The sequence below is a fragment of the Rhizobium sp. K33 genome (genome assembly GCF_056501445.1).
Genome location: NZ_CP096478.1, coordinates 3,025,048 through 3,047,846 on the forward strand (window position 1 = coordinate 3,025,048; position 22,799 = coordinate 3,047,846).

The 22,799-nt window shown below is 62.7% G+C and carries 21 protein-coding genes; 16 read left to right on the forward strand and 5 right to left on the reverse strand.

The window, feature by feature from the left end; all coding sequences use genetic code 11:
- The first annotated feature begins 4 nt into the window (after positions 1-4).
- Genes M1E12_RS14790 through M1E12_RS14815 form a run of 6 tightly spaced genes read left to right on the forward strand, consistent with a single transcriptional unit; the run spans position 5 to position 7,781 of the window.
- Entirely contained in the window at positions 5-1,132 is a 1,128-nt protein-coding gene (locus tag M1E12_RS14790) for an alginate O-acetyltransferase AlgX-related protein (RefSeq protein ID WP_479562328.1), read from the forward strand.
- Positions 1,125-1,904 carry a hypothetical protein gene (locus M1E12_RS14795; protein WP_479562329.1) on the forward strand — a complete coding sequence of 260 codons (780 nt, stop codon included), beginning with the start codon at positions 1,125-1,127 and terminating at the stop codon, positions 1,902-1,904. The genes M1E12_RS14790 and M1E12_RS14795 overlap by 8 nt, the downstream gene beginning before the upstream one ends.
- Positions 1,901-3,283 carry an alginate O-acetyltransferase AlgX-related protein gene (locus M1E12_RS14800; protein WP_479562330.1) on the forward strand — a complete coding sequence of 461 codons (1,383 nt, stop codon included), beginning with the start codon at positions 1,901-1,903 and terminating at the stop codon, positions 3,281-3,283. The genes M1E12_RS14795 and M1E12_RS14800 overlap by 4 nt, the downstream gene beginning before the upstream one ends.
- Positions 3,280-3,915, forward strand: coding sequence for an alginate O-acetyltransferase AlgF (locus M1E12_RS14805; protein WP_479562331.1), 636 nt, complete (start codon positions 3,280-3,282; stop codon positions 3,913-3,915). The genes M1E12_RS14800 and M1E12_RS14805 overlap by 4 nt, the downstream gene beginning before the upstream one ends.
- A gap of 26 nt (positions 3,916-3,941) precedes the next feature.
- Positions 3,942-6,689 (forward strand): tetratricopeptide repeat protein, encoded by a 2,748-nt coding sequence (locus tag M1E12_RS14810; RefSeq protein ID WP_479562332.1) that lies wholly within the window; start codon positions 3,942-3,944, stop codon positions 6,687-6,689.
- A gap of 3 nt (positions 6,690-6,692) precedes the next feature.
- On the forward strand, positions 6,693-7,781 hold the full coding sequence (locus M1E12_RS14815) for an alginate lyase family protein (RefSeq protein WP_479562333.1): 1,089 nt from the start codon (positions 6,693-6,695) through the stop codon (positions 7,779-7,781).
- 6 nt (positions 7,782-7,787) lie between these two features.
- Here M1E12_RS14815 and M1E12_RS14820 read toward each other — a convergent pair whose 3' ends face one another.
- The 4 genes from M1E12_RS14820 to M1E12_RS14835 all read right to left on the reverse strand — a co-directional run bounded on the left by M1E12_RS14820 (position 7,788) and on the right by M1E12_RS14835 (position 10,217).
- On the reverse strand, positions 7,788-8,012 hold the full coding sequence (locus tag M1E12_RS14820) for a hypothetical protein (RefSeq protein WP_136537901.1): 225 nt from the start codon (positions 8,010-8,012) through the stop codon (positions 7,788-7,790).
- Between the two features lie 211 nt (positions 8,013-8,223).
- Positions 8,224-8,694 (reverse strand): chemotaxis protein CheW, encoded by a 471-nt coding sequence (locus M1E12_RS14825; RefSeq protein ID WP_113458937.1) that lies wholly within the window; start codon positions 8,692-8,694, stop codon positions 8,224-8,226.
- 176 nt (positions 8,695-8,870) lie between these two features.
- Complete coding sequence (locus M1E12_RS14830) at positions 8,871-9,758, reverse strand: MarR family transcriptional regulator (protein ID WP_479562334.1); 888 nt, start codon at positions 9,756-9,758, stop codon at positions 8,871-8,873.
- Positions 9,759-9,881: 123 nt separating this feature from the next.
- Entirely contained in the window at positions 9,882-10,217 is a 336-nt protein-coding gene (locus M1E12_RS14835) for a protein tyrosine phosphatase family protein (protein ID WP_479562335.1), read from the reverse strand.
- A gap of 125 nt (positions 10,218-10,342) precedes the next feature.
- Here M1E12_RS14835 and M1E12_RS14840 point away from each other — a divergent pair, with 125 nt between their 5' ends.
- From M1E12_RS14840 to M1E12_RS14885, 10 genes are all read left to right on the forward strand, one after another.
- Complete coding sequence (locus M1E12_RS14840) at positions 10,343-10,660, forward strand: ArsR/SmtB family transcription factor (RefSeq protein WP_113458907.1); 318 nt, start codon at positions 10,343-10,345, stop codon at positions 10,658-10,660.
- Between the two features lie 93 nt (positions 10,661-10,753).
- Positions 10,754-10,954, forward strand: a complete 201-nt coding sequence (locus M1E12_RS14845; protein ID WP_479562336.1) for a YgaP family membrane protein — start codon at positions 10,754-10,756, stop codon at positions 10,952-10,954.
- An 11-nt stretch (positions 10,955-10,965) separates the two neighbouring features.
- Complete coding sequence (locus tag M1E12_RS14850) at positions 10,966-11,943, forward strand: efflux RND transporter periplasmic adaptor subunit (RefSeq protein ID WP_479562337.1); 978 nt, start codon at positions 10,966-10,968, stop codon at positions 11,941-11,943.
- 53 nt (positions 11,944-11,996) lie between these two features.
- Positions 11,997-15,185, forward strand: coding sequence for an efflux RND transporter permease subunit (locus M1E12_RS14855; protein WP_479562338.1), 3,189 nt, complete (start codon positions 11,997-11,999; stop codon positions 15,183-15,185).
- Between the two features lie 138 nt (positions 15,186-15,323).
- A complete protein-coding gene (bchI, locus tag M1E12_RS14860) occupies positions 15,324-16,361 on the forward strand; it encodes a magnesium chelatase ATPase subunit I (protein ID WP_479562339.1) in 1,038 nt (345 codons plus the stop codon).
- The gene (locus tag M1E12_RS14865; RefSeq protein WP_479562340.1) at positions 16,354-18,171 is read left to right on the forward strand and encodes a VWA domain-containing protein; all 1,818 of its coding nucleotides are present in this window, start codon (positions 16,354-16,356) and stop codon (positions 18,169-18,171) included. The genes bchI and M1E12_RS14865 overlap by 8 nt, the downstream gene beginning before the upstream one ends.
- Positions 18,168-19,076, forward strand: coding sequence for an alpha/beta fold hydrolase BchO (gene bchO, locus M1E12_RS14870; RefSeq protein WP_479562341.1), 909 nt, complete (start codon positions 18,168-18,170; stop codon positions 19,074-19,076). Before M1E12_RS14865 ends, bchO begins: the two co-directional genes overlap by 4 nt.
- Positions 19,073-20,647, forward strand: a complete 1,575-nt coding sequence (locus M1E12_RS14875; RefSeq protein WP_479562342.1) for a phytoene desaturase — start codon at positions 19,073-19,075, stop codon at positions 20,645-20,647. The genes bchO and M1E12_RS14875 overlap by 4 nt, the downstream gene beginning before the upstream one ends.
- Entirely contained in the window at positions 20,644-21,804 is a 1,161-nt protein-coding gene (locus M1E12_RS14880; protein ID WP_479562343.1) for a phytoene/squalene synthase family protein, read from the forward strand. Before M1E12_RS14875 ends, M1E12_RS14880 begins: the two co-directional genes overlap by 4 nt.
- Positions 21,797-21,961, forward strand: coding sequence for a hypothetical protein (locus tag M1E12_RS14885; protein WP_479562344.1), 165 nt, complete (start codon positions 21,797-21,799; stop codon positions 21,959-21,961). The genes M1E12_RS14880 and M1E12_RS14885 overlap by 8 nt, the downstream gene beginning before the upstream one ends.
- Here the strand turns inward: M1E12_RS14885 and M1E12_RS14890 are convergent.
- Positions 21,958-22,737, reverse strand: a complete 780-nt coding sequence (locus M1E12_RS14890; RefSeq protein WP_479562345.1) for a carotenoid 1,2-hydratase — start codon at positions 22,735-22,737, stop codon at positions 21,958-21,960. The genes M1E12_RS14885 and M1E12_RS14890 overlap by 4 nt on opposite strands.
- Positions 22,738-22,799: the final 62 nt, after the last annotated feature.

A 22,799-nucleotide genomic window follows, 5' to 3' on the forward strand; every position in this document is an offset into this window, starting at 1 on the left:
GACAATGCCCAGTCTGCGCCAGTACACAGCTCTCTTCCTCCTCCCGAGCGCCTTCTTCGGCTATGCGCTCTACGCAAACTCGACCCTTCTGTTGAATGCGGCATCGCCGGCCGCCCAGGCCTCGGAGCGAAAGGATCTCTCCCTCTCCTACGTCATCGACGGTGAGGCGACACGCGATCTCGATAGCCTTTACAAGAACGAACTGCCGCACCGGGCAGCCTCCGTTGGCCTCTTCGGCAACGCGCGCTACGCGCTGCTCGGCGCCGGCCGCAAGGGCGTGATCGTCGGCCAGGATGGATGGTTCTTCACCGCCGAAGAATTCAAGACCGTGTCGACGAAGGATATCGATGACGCCGCCGATCGCGTCGCGTCCATAAAGCGTGACCTCGAGACCCGGGGCATCCGTCTGGTGCTAGCACCCTTGCCGGCAAAGTCGGACCTTTATGCCGAAGAAGTTCCGTCATTCGTGAGAAGCTCGGCCATGGCCGATGCCTACAGCAGCTTCTCTGCCGCCCTTGAACAACGCGGGATCGCCGTCGCCGACACGCGCGCCGCCATGTTGACGGCAAAACCCTTCGGCGAAGTGTTCCTGAAGTCCGACACTCACTGGTCGCCGGCCGGTGCCAAAGCCGCAGCCGAAGCCATCCAGTCGAGCCTCCAGAAGAACGGTGTAACCTTGCCCTCGCAGGAGCTGACGGCCCAGTGGCAGACCCCGGTTTCGCTCTGGGGAGACCTCACCAAGTTCGTGACCTCGCCGGATTACGCCCCGACCGTCGGACTATCCGAAGAAAGCGTCCCGATTTACCGCACGGCGGTCAATGCAGACGCCAGTGGCGGTGACATCTTCGGTGACGACGCTTCGGTGCCGGTCATGCTGGTCGGCACAAGCTACAGCGCCAACGAGAACTGGTCCTTCGCCGATTTCCTGCGCCAGTCGCTGCGCGCCGATGTCGTCAATGTCGCCAAGGAGGGCCTCGGTCCCGGCGTACCGATGATGGATCTTCTGGCAGGATCGGCGCTCGACGAAACCGCTCCAACGGTTGTCGTCTGGGAGTTTCCGGTGCGTTATCTCGGCACGAAGACCCTCTGGCAGCGCGAAGGCGATGCGAAGGCGGAGGGCGGCAATGTCTGATCGCCTCATCAATCTCCTCTGCGCAACAGCCCTTGCCGTGCCTCTGATGGGCTTGTCGCCCGCTCATGCGGTCAAACCCTTCTTCCCGCGCAACCCGCCGGAAACCGTGGAGCCCGCCAAGCCGGTGAAGCGCAAGACCATGGGGCCGGCCTCGCATCTGCCGATCGCCCTGCAGGAGGCGCGCAAGCGATTGCTGGCCGGAAAGCGGGTCTCCTACGGCGAGCTTCAGGCGCTTGCCGATGCTAAGGACGGGATCGGCGCCTTCAAGCTGGCCGAACGCATCCAGACACAAGGCGATCCGAAGCTGGCAACCGATGCGCTGCATTACTTCGCAATCGCTGCCTATGAGGATCGCGGCTACGCCGTGCGTCACATGATGGCGATCCTCAATGACGGCAGCCTCGAGCTCAGACCCTCGCATCTTGAAAGTGCGGAAGCCGCCCTCCGGCGCCAGGCACGCAAGGGAAACGAGCAGGCCGTTGAGGGTCTCATCCGCCTCTACAGCGAAGGCCGACTGTTCGGCGACAAGCGCGACGAGCTGGAGGCGCTGCTTGCCTCGGGTGCTGGCAAGAAGAACGGTGACACCGCCTTCAAGCTCGCCGTCCTGCTATTGTCGGATCGAGACCGGACGCCGGAAGAAACCGAACGAGCGACGCGCTTTCTCGCAATCGCAGAAGAAAACGGCAGCATCGGCATGAAGGCCGCGGCCGGCAACCTTCTCGCCCAGCTTCAGACCAAGCCCACAGAAACAACCGCGGAGGTTCAGCAATGACCCCAGTTCGCAAGACACATATTCTGGCAAGCTCAGCCCTTGCCACGATCATCATGCTGGCCGTCGGCAATCCGGCATCTGCCGAAACGACAGGCGGTAGCGATGCGGCCCCCTCCTCCGCTTATGGCTGCAAGAGCCTCGAAGAGATCGCCGAACTGCAGATGATCGAGGGCAAGGATGGCATGTTCTTCCGCATTCTGGCGGATCTGCGCCTGCAGCACGCCTTCACCGATCAAACCGTCGATCATCTCGCGGCCATGGCCAAGGCGCTGGAGAAGAATGGCACCACCCTGATCTACGTGCCGCTCCCGACTAAGTCCCAGGTACTTCCGGAGCTCGTTCCGGCCCGCGCATCTCTTTACGGTTTCGAAGCCGGTATCGCGACGGAGATCTATGACGACGTCGTTCGCCGCTTGAACGAGAAGGGTGTGGCTGCCGTCGATATCGCGACCCCGATGCGCGAAAACAACCGCAACGGTTTCGGCGAGTATTCGTTCTTCCAGGCAGACTTCCACTGGACGGCTCACGGGGCAGACATCGCCGCACGCGCCATTGGCGACAGGATCAAGAACCTGCCGGCCTATGGTGATGTCAGCCCGGTTCGTTTCGACATGAAGGAAGTGCCGCCGCCGGAGGAATTCTCCAGTATGCGTGAACTGCTGCAAAAGCACTGCATTTCGCATGTTCCGACGGTGACCGCACACACTTACGAGGCCGTCCGTGCCGAGGACGCGTCGGCCGAAGCCGGCTCCATGGATATCTTCGGCAGCGGCGACGAGGCAACGGTTGCGCTGATCGGCACCAGTTACTCGGACAAGCCGATCAGCAATTTCTCCGGCTACCTCGAGCACTGGACCGGCATCCCGGTCGAAAACTACTCGATTTCGGGTGGCAACCAGTTCGGCTCGATCCTGTCCTACATTACGTCCCGAGAATTTCAGGAGCGCCGCCCCCGCTTCCTGATCTGGGAAAACCCGATCTACAACAATCTCGGCCAGTATGGCGGCGCGCCCTGGGCAGAGATTGTTGCAGCATCGCTTGGTGAATGCAGCGCTCCCGTTCCCGCGAAGGGCAAAGGCGAGAACGCCATCGAAGCCGGTTTCTCGACGACCAAGCTGAGCCACGATGACGTCATCCTTGCCGATATCGGCAGCGATGTCAGCCGCAAGGCAACCTTCACCCTGACCGGCGCCGACGGCACCGTACGCACGCGCTCCATCGAGCGTGGCGACCGCCTGCGCTCCACCGGCCGCTATTTCTTCTCGCTCGGCGGCTTCCCGGACGGATCCTTCGACAAGGTCGAAGTGACCTTCGACGCACCGGTAAGCGAAACCACCACCCTTTCCATCTGCAAGACCAAAACTGGAGAACAGTCATGATGACCAAGACCCCGATCCGCTTTGCTGCCGTCTCGTTTGCAGCCGGCCTCGCCTTTTCGACGGCGGCCTTTGCCGATGATGGCGGGCTCTACGAAAAGCCGCTCGATCCGAACTCTGCCTTCGTGCGCGTCATTGCCCCGGGCGCGACGACGGCATCGGTCCAGAACAGTTCCTTCAACCAGCTCGATGATGGCGTTTCACCCTATGTCGCGGTTGCGCCGGGTCAGATCCCGGTCTCGTCCAGCCTCGGCGAAGGCAGCGTTGAAGCGACCGCAGGCAAGTTCTACTCCGTGATCGTCACCAAGGTTGGTGCAACGACAATGGTCGACGACATGACGAAGAACCCGTCCAAGGCCACGCTTTCGCTCTACAACCTGACGGAAAAAGCCGCGATCGACCTCTTCGTGCCCCAGGCCGGCGCCGAAGCCGTGTCGGACGTCGACAGCGGAGGCTCCAAGTCTGTGGCGCTGCGCGCGCCGCTCGCCGTCGACCTCGTCGTCCGTGACGGCGACAAGGATCTCGCCAAGCTCGACAAGGTCGAATTCAAGCGCCTCGCCGGCGTGACCATCGTCGTGACCGGCGAAGGCGACAAGGTCGACGCCGTCGCCGTTCCCAGCACCATTGCCCGATAATTGAAGACAGGTTCCGGAGGTTTATCATGACGATTGCAAGAATGGCGAAATCGCTGCTGATGGCAGGCGTGATGACGATGGCCGCCGGAACCCCGGGCCGTACGGCCGCCATCGACGTCCGGTTTGCGCCACCGGATGTCGAACTGCCGAAGTCCGCCGTCTGCACCCCGCGGGTGCGTGACGAAGACATGATCGCCGAATGGACCACCTGGGATCAGAAGGCGCTGCCGAAGCGCGCGACCTTCGCGATCACCCGCGACATGAACCGGATGCGGGATCTCGACGCCCGTCGCTTCGAGCCGATCATCACCCGCATCCAGGAACTGATGCCGACCGTCAGAAAGAACTACGGCGAAACGGACGCGTTGTTCGACCGCGTAAAGCTGATGCTGGCCAAGGGCGAAAGCGACAAGGTCCGCGAAGAGGCCTTGGTGCAGAAACTGATCGATATCGGGGGCCATCCGGCAGGCTCGCTGAACACGCTTGCCGACTACCTTATCGAAGGTAGGGGCATCGCTCAGGACAAGGAAGCCGGATTCAAGCTGAAGGTTCAGGCCGCCTATGGCGGCAATGCCGACGCCATCCTGGATCTCGCGCGTCTCACCGAAGACGGACAAGCCGTCGAGGGCTGGGAGATTGAGCCGGAACTGGCCGTGAACATGGCGTTCGGGTCGCTGGTCGGCGTCCTCGACGAGGGGATCTGCGACCGCATCAGCCGTGTGGCCCGCGAATATGACGATGGCGAGGTCGTGGTGAAGGACCCCGCACTCAGCATGGCCTGGTACCGTTTCGCCGCCGATCTCGGCGATACGGCTGCCGCATGGGAAGTCGCTGAACTGAACCTCCTCAGCGAGAAGGTCGTCAAGGACAACGATGTCCTCCTGAAATACCTGAAAAAGGCTGCCGATGGCGGCAACATGGCTGCCATCCTGGAGATGGGCCGTCTTTATGCCGAGGGCGCTCTGGTGCCGCGAGACAAGGAGAAGGCCTTCGCCTATTTTAAGCAGGCGGAGGCTGCCGGCAACCAGGCCGGTGTGATCAAGCAAGCCCAGCTTCTGGAGCAGACCAAGGACGCCTCACCGGAAGATGCTGCCGCCTATGAAGACCTGCTGCGCCGGCTGATCGCCCGCAAGGACCCGCCGCCATGGGCGTTTACCCGTCTCGCCCGTGTGATCCAGACGCGCGACGGCATCTGGAAATCGGCCCCCGAAGTGAAGCCGCTCTTGGAAGAAGCCGTGAAGCGCGGTGATATCGAGGGCGGGATCGATCTGGCCGAACTCTTGATGCGGGAGGACCTTTCCCCTGAGACCATCGCCCGCTCGACCGACCTTCTCTCGGGCGCGATCCACATCAATGGCGAAATCAACGCCATCGCCAAGCTCCAGCGGGTCTATCTCTGCATGGATCCGGCAGGCCCCGACGTCGCCGCATCCGACTACTGGGCGAATATCGAGGCCGGAGCCGGCAACAAGACGCTGGACCTTGCGCCTGAGCAGATCGACAAGCTGCCCGAGCTCAAGGATCCCATGGTGATCGCAGCGATCCAGACCCAGGCGCTATACGGTCGAGCGAGCGCTCTGGCCCTCTACCAGCGCTATCTGAAGGGGGCAGGTTACTCCGATCAGGTTCTTCGCTTCTGGGCAGAACGCGCGGAAGTGCGTCGCGGCGCAACCGTCGAGGCGGCACTGCTCGAGTTCAAGCAGAACCTCGAAAAAGGTCGTATCAACGACGCCAAGCGCAGCATCCAGATGACCGGCGAAGGCATGACCGTGGATGCCGGCCTGAGCTTCGCCCGCTTCCTCGTCAACAACTACGCGACGGATGCGGAGAGCGTTGCGCTTGCCAAGGAAATCCTGCACCCGCTGGCCGAAACCGGTTCGGGACGTGCCGTTCGCCTGCTCCAGGAACTGGAGGGCCCGGATATGGATCCGCTCTCCTCCCCGCTCACCCGTTTCGGCGATGTCATGCGGGATCGCGGCGACATGTCGGCCCAGTTGCTCCTGGCTGAAAACGCGGCATCCGCCGAAGAGCGCACCCGCTTCTATCAACAGGCGATCAGCACGCAGCGCTGCGACTATGATGACACGATGGCGCTGGCTGAATTTGCCAGCCGCCATGAGCGTCAGGACGTGCAGCGCTGGCTGTCGATTGCCGAGCATATTGCCGGCGAGGACGCCTGGAGGCAGGTCAAGATCGCCGATGTCTTCATGGCACTCAACGGTCCAGACATGCAGAAGCACGCACTCGACCTCTATGAGTCAGCGCGTGAAGGCGGTGAACCCGCCGCCTATTATCGCCTCGTGAAGCATTATGCCGACAACACCCGCGAGAGCTATGACCCGCAGAAGGCAAGCGCGATCTTTGTCGAACTCGTCGAGCGCTCGGAGTTGCAGGATGTGCCTGAAAAACTCCTCATGCTGGCCAACATGAAGCCGGAAATCCAGCGTCAGGTTTCCCAGAGCATCAACGTGCAGGCGCTCTACCAGAAGGCAGCCGAAGCCGGTCAGCCGGTCGCCATGCGCGAGGTCGCAAAGCTTCTGCGCGACGATGCCAAGGACACGCAGTCGATCATGGCTGCTTTCGGCTGGCTGAAGAAGGCGGCCGAAGCCGGCGATGCGGAGGCCATGTTCCTCCTGTCGCAATCCTACGCCTACGGGTTGGGCACACGCCCTGCCCTCGATGCCGCACAAGCCTGGATGGCAAAGGCCGCTGAGGCCGGATATCCCGCCGCCACCCAGGTCCTCAAACTCAACAACGCAGGAACGGAGGGTTGATCATTGGCCAATCGCACCAGATGGACACTGAACCGCCACGTCGCAGCCTCGCTGCTTACTCTCACCGCCGCATTGACCTCGACGTCATTCGCCAAAGCAGCCGATGAAACCTGCTTCAAGACCCCCACGCCGGTGATCAGCCTTGGGTTCGGCAGCCGATACGAGGCGGATTCGAAAACGAGGTCCGACATCGACGAAGAATCGGATGCGGCCGTCACCAAGGCCCTGAAGCCGATCGACCAGTTCATCCAGAACCTCGCCAAGATCGTCTCCAAGGCGGAGAGCGAAAAGGATGTCGCCACCCGCCGCGCCTACCAGCGTTGCGTTGTTGACTCGATCTATGCCTGGGCGAAAGCCGATGCGCTGAGTGACATGCGCACCTTCAACGCAAAGCTCTCCGTACCCTCGCGCATCGGCGGGCTGGCCATCCTTTACGCCGAAAGCCGCGACCAGGTGCCGGGACTTCATGACCGCGAACGCATCATCGAAAAATGGCTGCAAAAGAGGGCGCAGGAGATCGTCTACTTCTTCGAGAACGAAGCGACCAAGGGTGCCTCCCGCAACAACCTGCGCGCCTGGGCGAGCCTGGCGGTCGGGGAAGTGGGTGTGCTGAACCGCGACCGCGGATTGGTCGAATGGTCCATCCTCAGCAATGATAACATGATCACCAACGCAGACAGTGACGGGAGCCTGCCGCTCGAGATGAACCGGCAGAGATATGCCCTGCATTACCAGTTGCACGCCATGGCACCGCTCGTCACCTCCGTCGCGCGCAACTGCGAGGCAGGCTATGGCAAGGGCGGCGCGGATCTGGACAAGCTGACGAAAATGGCCCGCTTCTCGATCGCAGCCGTCAAGGATCCGAAGATTGTCCAGAAGATCAACGGCAAGAGCCAGACGGTCAAACCCGGGCTGAAGAACAATCTCTCGGCGATTGCCTGGCTCGAACCCTATGTGTCCGTGACCAATGACCTGGAGATGGAGAAGGAATTCGCGTCGTTCCGGCCGATGTCGAACACGAAACTCGGCGGCAATCTGACCAAGCTCTATGACGATCGCCGGATCAGCTGTACGATTTCAGTACAGAACTGAGGCGGGTTACTCTGAAGAAAGCCGGATGCGGTGACCGATCAGCGGCTGCTCGAAACGAGCAGTCACTGGCGGGCTCGCCTCCGCAGAGTGATCCATGTTCCAATCCTGGACCTCGAGCTGGACGAGCGACTTCACGGCCTCGACCGAGAGCGCGCGACCATGGGTCCCGGCCAGCGCTTCGCTGAGACGGCTCAGAAGGTCTTCTGTCAGGTTATGCGGGGACTGCGTCACCTCGGTGCTCCTCTGACGACATCCTGCTACAAACATGGGAATTGCGGAAGCCGTTCGCCACCAAAGCTGGGCTCAAACACTTAAAAAAGTCGCAATTCTCCGTGAGCGGCGCCGGCTGGCACAACTCTTTCGCGAGCCATGGAAAACAAAGTGTGACGAGGCGTCGCCAGAGGTGGGAGGGAAGTCGCCTTCCCCCGCAGTCCGCTCTGGATCAGGCAGCCATGCCCCAGGAAGACGGGTCGTCTTCGCCGAACATCCGCTCGAGGCTGAGGAAGCAGATCATGCTCTTCTCATGCGCGATGATGCCATCCGAGAAGGCCGCACTCGGACCGGTCGCCGCAGGCAGCGGCTGCAGCGTGCTGCCCGCCACCGTGAGGATATCGGACACGCCATCGACCAGAAGGCCCACCGTCATGCCATTGACTTCCGTCACCACCACGGCGCTGCGCTCGGTGGCCTGGGCCGCGGGCATGCCAAGCTTGACGGCCAGATCGACGATCGGAATGACCGTGCCACGCAGGTTCATCACGCCGAGAACTTCATAAGGAGAATGAGGAATGGGCGTCACCGGTGCCCAGCCGCGAATTTCGCGGATGGAGGTCGTCTTGACGCAGAATTCCTGATGATGAAGCCGAAAGGCGATGATTTCGAGGGCATCAGCGGCATTCGACGTCGTGTTCATCTGCATTTCCTCCTGCTGCGTGCCCGCGCTGGCACGCACCTTGTGTCAATGATCGCGGCCGCCTGGGCCCCGTGCAGATCCTGATTCTGCAATCTGTGATCAAGTTAGCGCACCAGTAATTAAAGAATATCTAAATCAATTTGGAGAATGCCCTCTGCCACGCACAATCTCGGGGCTCAGGCGGCCTGCATTCTGAAATGTGCCATCTGGCCCGCCGCCCAGCACGAGAACTCGGTGATCAAAGTCGGATCGACGTCCTGGATGGCGCCGGCATGGAGGGAGACGAGACCTCGTTTGGTCGCGATGGCCAGCACATTGCCGACATGCTGGCGGGACACCTGAAAGCGGTGTGCCAGCGCATCATAGGTTAGCGGAAGCGCCCAGTCCTCGCCCGCCTGCCGGGCGAGATAGGCGCCCATCAGCGCGCAAAGCATGGAATATCCGCTGTCGCGGTTCGTGAACTCGACGATCGTCTCGAAGGGGGCGAACAGGATGTCGCTGGACTGGAACGCCTCGGTCGATCGTGCAATGAGGCTGCTGATCCGCGACGGATCGGCACTCAGCGCTTCGAACAGTCCGTGGTCCTCCAGCATTCCGGACATTTCCAGGAAAGCCATCGGCGAGCGCGCGATTTCCGTGACCAGAGGCATTGTGGGACGCAGCCGTATTTCCCGTCTGTCCTGCGCGTTGCGATGCGCCTCCACGTAGCCGCCAGCTCTCAGACCTGCGATCAGGTCGCTGACTTGGCGGGAGCTTCCCGGAACCACGGTCTGAAGCAGTGTCATGGTCGGCGCCGGACCCTTGCCGGCGTCGAAACGGGCAGCCAGACCGATCAGCATGTAACAGGTGATATAGCGCATCTTCTGAGCGAAGATCTTGCTGACAGGCCAGCGGAAGGCACTGGGCTCGACGATCCGGCGGCAATAGGTGAGCACCGCATTGTCGAATGCGGGATGCGCAAGATAGCTGCTGGCCAGACACCAGACCGGTTCAGCCAGGAATTGCTCAATTCCTGGGTGAACTGATCGCTGCACCCGGTCGTGTTCGGCACGCAATTGATCCATCAGCGATGCTCCAGACGAGAGAGGCCATAGAAGGTCATATCGTCTGCCGCGTCGATTGGTAAATCTAGTAGCTGCCCCTAATGAAGGAAGCGCTGGTCCGAGCCGGGTTAGGCCGTCACACGGTCAAGGCGTTCTTTTCGCCAGATCATAGACCGCCGCGCAGCGCTGTCCGGAAGCGCAGTAGGCGAGGATCGGACCCGTCTGTTTGCTCAACAGATGTTTCAGCTGCGTCGCCTGATCGAGCGGCATGGAGCCCGGAACCACCGGCAGGTAATGCGCGTCGAGGCCCGCACTCTGCGCGGCATCGGCGACCTCGGTGAAGCTCGGCTGCAGGAAACCCTCGTTGTCAGGCCGCATGCAGATGACAGTCTTGAAACCGAGCCGAGCGATCTCATCCACCTGGGATGGCTTGATCTGACCCGTGACGTGGAAGTTGGGATCGATGCTGCGAATGCTCATGTAGCCTCCTGACACAGCGCACGCGGGCAAGCGTCGCCATAAAACATATATTTTATTATATATGTTGGTCGCCGCCCACCATGTCAACTCTTGCCAACCTGCTTTTCTACGATATATTCGTATCTATGAAGATTGACCCTGAACAGATGAAAGCTGGCGCCGACATGGCCAGCGAACTCCTGAAATCGCTCTCGAACCGATACCGCTTGCTGATCCTGTGCCGGCTTGCCGATGGCGAGCATTCCGTGGGGCAATTGGCGGAGTTTCTCGGCATTCGCGACAGCACTGTGTCCCAGCATCTCGCTCTCCTCCGGCGTGAGAAGATCATCGCCGGACGCCGCGATGGCCAGACCATCTGGTATCGCATCGAAAGCGAACCGGCGCGTGCCGTGATCGGCACGCTCTACAATAGTTTCTGCAAGACCTCCGACTGCGCCGCCTGACGCCTCTCGCGTGACCTAGGTCGGTGAGCGCCTTGACATCCACTCATCTAATATATACGTATTATCGTAGATATGTATCTTAAGGAGAATGTCATGTCGATTGATCGCGCCGTCCTCGCCTTTGCCGGCCTTATGGTCCTGCTCTCACTGCTACTCACTTATTTCGTGCACCCCGGGTTTGTCTGGTTCACCGCCTTCATCGGCGTGAACATGCTGCAGTCGGCATTCACCGGCTTCTGCCCGGCCGCGATGATTTTCCGCAAGTTGGGCCTGCGCCCGGGCACCGCATTCTGAGGAAAATGATTATGCACAAAGCCGCCTTCACGATCCTCGTTGCCGCCGCGACAACGCTGGGGCTGACAGCAACGCGAGCCGCCGAGCTCAAGCTCGAAGCCGTCGACATCCCGGAAATGAAGGCGGTCTATGGCCAGATCCAGCCGAGAAACAGTGTGCTGGCAAGAGCCCGGCTCGGCGGCACATTGGTTCGTCTCGATGTCACCGAAGGCGATATCGTGAAGGCGGGGGACGTGATCGCGGAGGTCAAGGACGACAAGATCGACTTCCAGATCAAGGCGGTCGATGCGCAGCTTCAGGGCCTCAACGCCTCCTTGCGCGATGCCGAGGTTGAGCTCGACCGCGCCGAGCGACTGGTTCGCAGCGGTGCCGCGAGCTCCCAACGCCTCGACCAGTTGAAGACGCAACTCGACGTGATCACCAACCAGGTTCGCCAGGCCGAGGCCCAGCGCTCCGTCCTCGTCCAGCAGGCCTCCGAAGGTGCCGTCATCGCGCCCTCCGACGGCCGCGTCATCTCCGTTCCCGTCACCCGCGACGCTGTGGTGATGGCGGGCGAGACCGTCGCGATCCTTGCCGGCGGCGGCTTCTTCCTGCGGCTCGCGATCCCTGAGCGCCATGCACAGGATCTCTCACAGGGCGCTCCCATCCGGATCGAGACCGGCGGCGAAACGCTCGAGGGTGAACTCGTCAAGATCTATCCGCAGATCGAAGGTGGCCGGGTGACTGCCGATGTCGAGGTCGATGGCCTCGATACCGATTTTGTCGCCGCGCGGGTTCAGGTCGAACTGCCCGTCGGCAAGCGTCGGGCTCTGTTGGTGCCGGCAACAGCACTCACCAACCGCTCCGGCGTCAACTTCGTCAGTGTGCGGGAAAATGATCAGGTCGTCGAACGCGCCGTCGTCGCAGGCGAGGCCCTTGAACTCGGCGGCAAGACACAGGTCGAAATCCTCTCCGGCCTCGCAGCCGGTGATGTCGTGGTGACGAAATGACGAACCCCAATCACAACACCCCTGCGGCTGGTGAGCCAGACGACGATACCCCGATGACCAATTTGGGCATCGCCGGCAACCTCACGCGCGCTTTCATCAAGTCGCCGCTGACACCGCTTTTCCTGATCGCTGCTTTCGCCTTCGGCCTCGTCGCGCTGCTCACCCTGCCGCGCGAGGAAGAGCCACAGATCTCCGTGCCCATGGTCGACATCATCGTCCAGGCCCCAGGCCTGCGCGCCGACGACGCCCAGAAGCTGATCACCGAGCCGCTCGAAACCATCGTCAAGAGCATCAACGGCGTCGAGCACATCTACTCCCAGTCCATGGACAACATGGTCATGGTGACGGCGCGCTTCCTGGTTGGCACCTCCTCGGACGCCGCCGTGCTGCGCGTCCATGACAAGGTTCGCGCCAATATCGACCGCATCCCCGTCGGCATTGCCGAACCCCAGGTGGTCGGCCGTGGCATCGATGACGTCGCGATCGTCACCCTCACCTTCTCCCCCACGACCGACGCAGGCGGCCATGTCAGCGCCAACGACCTGACGCGCATCGTGCGCGAGGTGCGCAACGAGGTTGCCAAGGTCGAAGATGTCGGCCTCACCTATGTGGTCGGAGAGACCAACGAGGTCATCCGCATCTCGCCGCAGCCGGAAAAGCTCGCCCTTTACGGCATCACGCTGCAGCAGCTCGCCGGCAAGGTCGGCGGCGCCAATACGGCCATGCCCGCCTCTCAGGTCCGCGAGGGCGGTCGCCAGATTGACGTACTTGCCGGTGAAACGCTTTCCACGCCCGCCGAGATCGGCAATCTGCTGCTGACCGCCCGCGATGGCCGGCCCGTCTATGTCCGCGATGTCGCGACGATCGATTTTGCAACCGACACGATGGAAGCGCTCGTCTCGACGCTGCGCAAGCAGGGTGAAACCGTAGAGCGGGTGCCTTCCGTGACGCTCGCCATCGCCAAGCGCGCCGGCTCGAATGCTGTCGTGGTTGCCGAGGCGATCCTTCAACGAGTCGAAGCCCTGGAAGGACGCTTGATCCCGGACGACATCCATTTCGAGGTGACCCGCGACTATGGCGAGACCGCAAACGAAAAGGCCAACGAGCTCCTCTACCACCTCGGCCTCGCCACCGTCTCGATCATCGCTCTTGTCTGGCTGTCGATCGGTCGCCGCGAAGCCCTGGTGGTCGCCATCGTTATCCCCGTGACGATCCTGCTGACGCTGTTTGCCTCACGCCTGATGGGCTACACGCTGAACCGCGTTTCCCTCTTCGCGCTCATCTTCTCGATCGGCATCCTCGTCGACGACGCCATCGTCGTCATCGAGAACATCGCCCGTCACTGGGGCATGGGCGACAGGCGCTCGCGGCGGCGCAGCGCCATCGAAGCCGTCGCCGAGGTCGGCAATCCGACGATCGTTGCGACCCTGACCGTGGTGGCCGCCCTCCTGCCGATGCTCTTCGTCTCCGGCATGATGGGCCCCTATATGAGCCCGATTCCGGCCAATGCCTCGGCTGCGATGATCTTCTCCTTCTTCGTCGCGGTCATGGTCACGCCCTGGCTGATGCTGAAGGTCGCGGGCAATGCCCCTGTGCATGCCCATGCCGATCACGAGACCGGCGGCATGCTGGGTCGGATGTATGCGGCAACCGCTCGCCCCATCCTCGCCACCAAAACTCGCAGTTGGATCTTCTTGATCCTGGTCGGCCTGCTCACTCTCGGCTCGCTCAGCCTCTTCTACACCAAGCATGTCACGGTGAAGCTCCTGCCGTTTGACAACAAGTCGGAACTGCAGGTGACGATCGACCTGCCGGAAGGCTCTTCGGTGGAGGCAACCGACGCGGTTGCCCAGGCCGTGGGACGCAAGGTGCTGGAAATGCCGGAAGTGGTTTCCGTCCAGACCCATGCAGGCACCGCAGCCCCCTTCAACTTCAACGGCCTGGTCCGCCATGCCTATATGCGCGCCGCGCCCTATCAGGGTGATGTCGCGATCAACCTGACGCCTAAGGGCGATCGCGACCGCACGAGCCATGATATTGCTCTCGATATCCGTCAGCAGATCGCGAATATCGCAATGCCTGAGGGTACCAGTCTCAAGGTCGTCGAGCCCCCGCCGGGCCCGCCGGTCATGGCAACCCTGCTGGCTGAAATCTACGGCCCGACCCCGGAAATCCGCCGCGCTGTCGCCGCCAAGGTCGAGGCCGCCTTCCGCTCGGTGCCCTTCATCGTCGATGTCGACAATTCCTATGGGGTCGAGGCCCCGCGCAAGCGGCTGGTGATCTCCACCGACGACGCGGAATTCTACCGGGTCGAGGAAGGGGATGTCTTCGATACGATCGCCATTCTCTCCAACGGCAAGACGATCGGTTATTCCCATCGTGGCGAGGGTCGCCCGCCGATCCCGATCCGACTGGAGCGCGCCAAGGGCGAAAAGGTAATTGACGAGCGCTTCCTCTCGACACCCATGCCAGCCAATGTGCTGCCCGGCGACAAGGGTGTCGTCGAACTCGGCGACGTCGTGCGCGTTCTCGACGAACAGACGACGCTGCCGATCTACCGGCATAACGGCATCAGCACCGAAATGGTGACGGCCGAACTTGCTGGTGATTTCGAGGCTCCGCTCTACGGCATGCTGGCCGTTCAGGAGGCGATCGACGCGCAGGACTGGACGGGCCTTCCCAAGCCGGTGATCTCGCTGCATGGCCAGCCAACCAACGAAGATCAGGCCACCCTGCTCTGGGATGGCGAGTGGGAAGTCACCTGGGTCACCTTCCGTGACATGGGCGCCGCCTTCATGATCGCGCTGCTGGGCATCTACATCCTGGTTGTCGCCCAGTTCGGCTCGTTCAAGGTGCCGCTGGTGATCCTGACACCGGTGCCGCTGACCTTCATTGGCATCCTCGGCGGTCACTGGCTCTTCGGCGCGCCCTTCTCGGCGACCTCGATGATCGGCTTCATCGCGCTCGCCGGAATCATTGTCCGCAACTCGATCCTGCTGGTGGATTTCATCCGTCATGCAGACCACGAGGGCAAGACACTGACCGATGTGCTGATCAAGGCCGGATCGATCCGCTTCAAACCGATCCTCCTGACGGCGCTCGCCGCCATCATCGGGGCAGCCGTGATCCTGACTGACCCGATTTTCCAGGGGCTGGCAATCTCGCTGCTCTTCGGCCTGATCTCTTCGACCCTGCTGACAGTCCTGGTGATACCGGCGATCTACCGCGTCCTCAGAACCTGATCACCTGACGCTACCGAACACGATGGCCGCACCCCGAGTGCGGCCATTTTCGTTTGCGGCAACATTCTGAAAACACCCTCTTCAAAGGGACATCAAAAAGTGTAAACTAAATTTGACACAAGAGCAGAGGCGGGACCCATGGCCCAACCATTCCCATTCGCCGCCATCGTCGCGCAGGAGGACATGAAGAAGGCCCTCCTGATGGCCGCCGTCGAGCCTCTATTGGGTGGCGTCCTGATCTTCGGCGACCGCGGCACGGGAAAATCCACCGCTGTCCGCGCCCTGACCGAACTTCTTCCATCGATCGAGACCCGTGTCGGCTGCCGCTACAACTGCCTGCCGGCCGAGCCGCAATCCGCCTGCCCTGTCTGCAGTCAGGCAACCGGCAATAAGCGGCCGCCGATCGTCAAGCACCGGGCGCCGATGATCGATCTGCCGCTTGGCGCGACCGAAGACCGTGTCTGCGGTTCGCTCGATATCGAAAAGGCGCTCGTCGCCGGAGAGAAACACTTCGAGCCGGGACTGCTCGCCGCGGCAAACCGCGGCTTCCTTTACATCGACGAGATCAACCTGCTCGAGGACCATCTGGTCGACCTTCTGCTCGATGCGGCAGCCTCCGGCGTCAATGTCGTTGAACGGGAAGGCCTGAGCATACGCCACTCCTCCCGCTTCGTTCTCGTCGGCAGCGGCAATCCGGAAGAAGGCGATCTGCGCCCACAACTGCTCGACCGCTTCGGTCTCTCGGTCGATGTCCGCACCATCGACGATCTCGAGCAACGCATCGAAGTCATCCGCCGCCGGGATGCCTATGAGACCGACCCGATCGCTTTCGGCAAGGCCTGGGCCAAACGCGATGCCGCAATCGGTCGCCGTGTGATCTCCGCCCGCAAGATCCTGCGCCAGGTGGAGATCCCGGATCATGTGGTCATGCGCATGTCGCAGCTCTGTCTCCGGCTCGGCATCGACGGCATGCGTGGCGAACTGACCCTGATGCGTGCGAGCCGCGCAGCCGCAGCACTCGCTGGCCGCAAATCCGTCACCTGGGACGACGTTGCCGACATCGCGCCGATGGTGCTCTGCCACCGCTTGAGACGCGATCCGCTCGACGATGCGGGCTCGACACCAAGGGTGGAGCGCGCTCTGGCGACAATCAGCGACAACCACGCCCATGGCTGAACTCGGAAGCCACGAAGCCTTTGAACAGGCGCTGGAGGCCCGGGCGAGCGAGCTCTGGAGCGACGCGCTGCTGGCCATCGAGCTTTTATCCATGGGACGCGCAGAGATCGGCGGTCTCTGGTTGAAGGCGCGCGCGGGCGGCGTACGCGACCTGTTTCTCGAAAGGCTGCGAGAGCGCCTCGGGAGATCATGGCAACGCCTGCCGCCCGGATCATCCATGCCGAACCTGACAGGCGGCATTGATCTCGCAGCGACCGCCAGGCGCGGCTTCCTTGTGCGCCAACGGGGGCTGCTGGCAAGAGCCGAAGGCGGCGTGCTGCTGATCCCCATGGCCGAACGGCTCGACCCCGCAATCGCGGCGCTGGTCGCCAGAACTATGGACGAGACAACCGAAGACGGAATCCTCGTCGTCGCGCTCGATGAATCCCTGGAGGACGAAGCGCCATTGTCCGGGCTGATCGGTGACCGTCTTGCCCTTCGGATCGACCTCGATGGCATCGGCTGGCACCATGTTGAGCGCTCGTCCGCAGAGACGACGGCTCCATCAAATCCGGTAGATTGGCGTGGCGTCTCGCTCGACGACCGGCTCTTGAAGGCTCTGGCGGCGCTTTCCTCAAGCGCTGGCCATCACTCGACACGAATTCTCGGCCATCTCGCCCGCACCGCGCGGCTGCTTGCTTGCCGGGAAGGTCGTAAGGCCGTCGCGGAACAGGACGTGCTGGGCGCCCTCCGCCTCTGCCTCGGCATACGCCTCGTCCCCACCCAGGAACCAACGGAAGTCGAAGCGCCACCACCCGCACAGGGCACCGATCAATCATCCAAACCCGCATCCGCGGACGAGCCGTCGGGGCATGAGCCTCAATCCGCCAGGACCACACCTGCGCAACTCGACAGCCTGACCGAAATGCTCGCCACCGTTGAGGCCGGCACCCTCTCTGCGGATCCCTGGCTCTCCATTTGTCTGCGCCCAGCACGCAGCTCGGGGCTCGCCGGCAAATCCGGAGGCCTGCGTAAGAACGCGCGCCGCGGGCGCCCCTTCGGCATTGGCCTCAGCCCCCCGCATCCGGAGGCGCGCCCAGACATTGTCGCAACACTTCGCGCGGCAGCACCTTTCCAGAAGATCCGGGCTGCACAGCGCCTCGCTCTGTCCACACCTCCACAGTCGCCCGGCGCGTCGGCTATGACACCGCGGGCCTATGTCACCCGCGATGATTTTCGCTACGTGCGGCTCCGCCACGCCGCACCGTCGACCGCGATCTTCGTCGTCGATGCCTCCGGCTCCACCGCGCTCGAGCGTCTGGGCGAAACCAAGGGAGCCATCGAACAATTGCTGGCGCGTTGCTATGTCCGTCGCGACGAGGTGGCCCTGATCGCCTTCCGAGGCACAAGCGCCGAGCTGCTACTGCCGCCCACCCGATCCCTGACTGCGGCCAAACGCAAGCTTGCCGGCCTTCCCGGCGGCGGGCCGACCCCGCTGGCATCCGGTCTGAAAGCCGGGATGGAACTGGCTCAGTCCGTCGAGCGCCGTGGCAGCAGCCCGGTTCTCGTGCTTCTGACAGATGGCAGCGGCAATATTGCTCTCGACGGCTCTCCCGACCGAACGCTTGCGGCGGAAGAACTCACGCGATTGGCCGCGACCTGCAAGGCGCGTCAGACGCGGACCATCTGCATCGACATCGCCCGCCGTCCTCGGGAGAGCGTAACCAACCTTGCCCGCATGCTGGGCGCCGATTTGCATGTCCTGAAACAGGCCGATGCCGCACGTGTGTCCCGACTGGTCGACCGTTCTATGCAGGAGGCGCGCGCATGACCATGGGGCGCGAATGGCTGGACTGGGAAACAGACGGGCGTCAGTGGCCCCATCGCGAGGCGAGCCACTTCCTTCAGACCTCGTCTTTCAACTGGCATGTGCAGATCGCGGGTCCGGAAAACGCACCCATTATTCTCCTGCTCCACGGAACGGGCGCCGCCTCCCATTCCTGGCGGCATCTCCTCCCCCGTCTCTCGGGGCGGTTTCGCATCGTGGCGCCGGATCTGCCTTGTCACGGCTTCACCCACCCACGCGGTCCTGCCGATCTGTCGCTCACCGGCATGGTGCGGGCATTGAGTGAGCTTGTGGCGAAGCTCGACCGTTGCCCCGCCGTGATCGTCGGACATTCGGCTGGCGCAGCGATCGCTGTCGCGCTGGCCGCGGATCAGGCCTCCTCCGTCCCCCGCCATGTCATCGGGATAAACGGCGCCTTCCTGCCCATCAGGGGCAACGCTCTCTTCTCGCCTCTTGCCAAGGCCCTGTTTGCCAATCCCTTTTCGGCTTCCATGTTTTCGCTGATGGCCCGCGCGACACCGCTGGGCGGCAACCTGCTCACAGCGACCGGCTCTTCCATCGATGAAGACGGCAAGGCCATCTACCGCATGCTGCTTGCGTCTCCCGCCCATGTTCGGGGCGCGCTCGGCATGATGGCAGCCTGGGACCTCACCCGTTTCGACCAGATGCTGCGCCGCCTTCCCTTTCCGATGACCGTGATCGCCGCGCGCGACGACCCGATGGTCCCGATTGAAAACTCCCGCCATGCGGCACAGCAGGCGCCAGGCAGCCGCCTGATCCTCACCGAGCGGGGTGGTCATCTGCTGCACGAGTGTCGGGCAGACGAAATCGCCCAATGGCTTGGCGAGGTTCTCGGAGATCAGAATTCGAACGGGGCGGACGCAGCATGAACATCGTGGGCCGCTTTTCCCGACCAAACCGCCAACCCGCCGACACAAGGCCGCATGCGGTCATCATCGGTGCCGGCGTCGGTGGCCTTGCAACGGGAGCCCTGCTCGGCGCCAAGGGTTATCGCGTCACGGTCCTTGATCCGCTCGATGAACCCGGCGGTCGCGCCTATGCCCACCGGCAGGACGGCTTCGTCTTTGATGCCGGACCGACGATCATCACGGCACCGTGGCTGTTCGAGAATCTTTGGCGCGATTGCGGCGGCCGCATGAGCGATGATGTGGAGCTCCGCCCCAATGCCCCCTTCTACCGCGTGCGCTATGATGACGGCACGGTTTTCGACTATTCCGGCGACCGCGCCGCGATGGAAGAGCAGATCGCCCGGATCGAACCGCGTGATGTCGCCGGTTACCGCAGCTTCCTCGATGAAAGCCGCCGCATCTACGAGGTCGCCTTCGAGCAACTCGCCCACAAGCCCTTTCACAGTCTCCTGTTCACGGCAAAGACGCTTGCCCGCCTCGTTCGGCTTGGCGGCTATCGCTCCGTCTATTCCGTTGTCTCCAAGCATTTCAGGAACGACAAGCTCAGGACCCTGTTTTCCTTCCACCCGCTGCTGATCGGCGGCAATCCTTTTTCCGCCACCTCCTTTTACTGCCTGATCGCGCATCTCGAGGGCAAATACGGCGTGCACCATGCCATCGGCGGCACCAATGCGCTCGTGCGCGGGATTGCCTCGCTGGTTACCCGGAACGGCGGCCGCATCAGGCTGAACGAACAGGTCGTCGAAATCGAGACCGAGGGACGACGGGCGACGGGCGTCCGGCTGGCCTCCGGCGAGAGCATTGCGGCTGATATCGTGGTCTCGAACGCCGATCCCGCCACCACCTATGGCCACCTGCTGGAAGCCCATCCCCGCCGCCGCTGGACGGACGCCAAGCTTGCCCGCGGCGACTACTCCATGAGCCTCTTCGTCTGGTACTTCGGCACCGACAGGCGCTACGACGATGTCCTGCACCACACCATGCTGTTCGGACCGCGTTACAAGGGACTGCTCGACGACATCTTCCGCAGCCAGCGGCTCGCCGAAGATTTCAGCCTCTATCTGCATCGCCCGACGGCAAGCGATCCGTCGCTCGCGCCACCCGGCTGCGATGCGTTTTACGTGCTGAGCCCGGTGCCCAACCTGCAAAGCGGGACAGACTGGTCAGCGGCGGCCGAACGCTATCGCCGCAAGATCGAAAAGCGCCTTGAAGAAACCGTCCTGCCGGACCTCTCGCGCCATATCGTGACGTCGAGGATCGCAACTCCGGTCGACTTCCGGGACCGCCTGCTGTCCTGGCAGGGGGCCGCCTTTGCTCTTGAGCCGAAACTCTTCCAGAGCGCCTGGTTCCGCCCGCACAACAAGAGCGAAGAGCTGGAGAACCTTTATCTCTGCGGCGCAGGCACCCATCCAGGGGCGGGCCTGCCGGGCGTTGTCTCCTCGGCACGCATCGTCGCCGATCTGGTGCCGGATCCGGCAACCATCCTGTCGGGACAATGGCAGGAACAGGCATGGCGGGAGCGGCCTCAATGACATCAGATACGACCCAGTACCCCATGTTTGCGCGCCCGCTGAGTGAACGCCCCATTGCGCTGAACTATGGCTTTTCCGGTGCCCATGAGGATGAGAAGGCCTGTTCGGACGCCATCCGGCGCGGCTCACGGTCTTTTCATCTGGCGTCGCTGCTTCTCCCGTCGCCCACGCGCCAGGCTGCCCGTGCCCTTTATGCCTTCTGCCGCCATTCGGACGACCTGATCGACGACCCGAGAAGTGGCATGCCAGCTTTGCTTCGACTGCGGCAACGGCTGGACCTCATCTATGCCGGGGATCCGGCTCCCTATTCCTGCGATCGCGCCTTTGCGCGGGTGGTGCGAGAGCATCAGATCCCCAAGCCGGTAGTCGACGCGCTGCTCGACGGCTTCGCCATGGATCTCGACGGCCGCCGCCATGAAACAATCGAGGATGTGAAGGCCTATGCGACCTGCGTGGCCTCGAGCGTCGGGCTGATGATGGCCTGCGTGATGGGCGTTCGCGACAGGGCGGCCCTCGCACGGGCGGCCGATCTCGGCATTGCCATGCAGCTGACCAACATTGCCCGTGACGTCGGCGAGGATGCGCGGAACGGCAGGCTCTACCTGCCGCTCGAATGGCTCGTCGAACACGGGATCGATCCCGCCGCCTTCCTGCGAAATCCGCGCCACTCGGATGCGCTGGGCGCAGTTGTGCAGCGTCTGCTGGCGGAGGCCGCGCGCCACTACCGGCTCGGCCATGCCGGCATCCCGTGTCTGCCGAGATCATGCCGCCACGCCATCCGCACGGCAGCACTGGTTTACGAGGCGATCGGCGAGGAAATCGCCGCCAACGGCTATGACAGCGTCTCGAAGCGCGCGAGCACGGGCTTGGCAAGAAAGATCGGCCTGCTGATCCGCGCGCGAGGCGATGACGTAAGGTGGATGGCCACATCGGCACGGGACCTTCATGCATCCACGGAACAGGTCGCACGTGATCTGGTAGGCTTGAGCGGCAAGGCCAAGGAGACGGAACCCATGCAGGCAATAGCTTCCGAACCCGCGCAGAATGCCAGGATCGGGCGCGTGACCGAAATCCTCATCCGCCTCCATGAAGACGCCCGGGTCGTGGCGCGTGAGCGGCGCCGGGCGGCGCGGGAAAGGGTGGCGAGCCTTGCTTGAGCACTATTTCGGGATCATCGAAGCGATCTTCGTCTTCAGCCTCGCGATTGCCTTCTACGTCTGGCAGATGCGCGACCTGAAGAAGGAAAAGCTCAAGGCAGAAGCACGCGCCCGAGAGGGCGAACAGCCGCAGCAACGCGACTCGGACGCAAGCTAGGCTCGACGCGGCATGCGAAACGGCAACATCAGCCTGACCAGCGGCATTGCGAGCCGTCGACAATCCAGCGTCTCATGCATCATCGAAACATGGTCGCCGGAGATCCGTGTCTCGACGAGCGAGCGGCGATAAAACGGCGTGTCTTCATAGATATTGCGCAGATAGGGCGACGCAGTCTCGTCGCAGGCAATACCGCCGCCTACCCCCCAGAACCCGCGCTTCAGTGCCCGCCGAACGGGCGGCTCGAAGAGCGAAACCGCGCCTTGGCGATCGTAGTGCAAACCGAAGCGCGGGTTCTCCCCGCTCGCGAGGACGGAATCGTAGACCACGACGGTCCGCCCGTCCGCGGTCTTGCCCCGCGCCCAATCCCAGCCCTTGAAGTCCTCCTCCAGGGGCCGGCTACCCCAGTTCATGTCGTGATAGCCCTCACCCGACCATCCGCCTCCCGCCAGTGAATCGCACGTCAGCTTCACGCGACCGGAGGGAGCGACGGGCTGCCAGAGATGAGCCCCGTCTTTGTCGAGTTCGAAAACCTGTTCGCCCACGATGTCGGGCATCAACTGGATCTCGCCGCGCATGCGCTTCGGCACCCATCGCTGCCCCGGCCATGGCAGGAAGACTTCGTTAAAGGTGAGGACCAATCCCGCATCGTCATAGCGCAGGGAACTCTCGCCGATCCGCAACTGCGAACGGCTTCGATGGAGATGGCGAGCCGAGCGTTCCGTAATGGCCCAGGATTGTCCATCGGGCCCATAAAGCGCGACATTGAAAGCCACGTGGTTTTCGGGGTTGGTTCGGCCCGCCCAGTGGTAATAGGGAGAAAAGACAGAGCCGACGA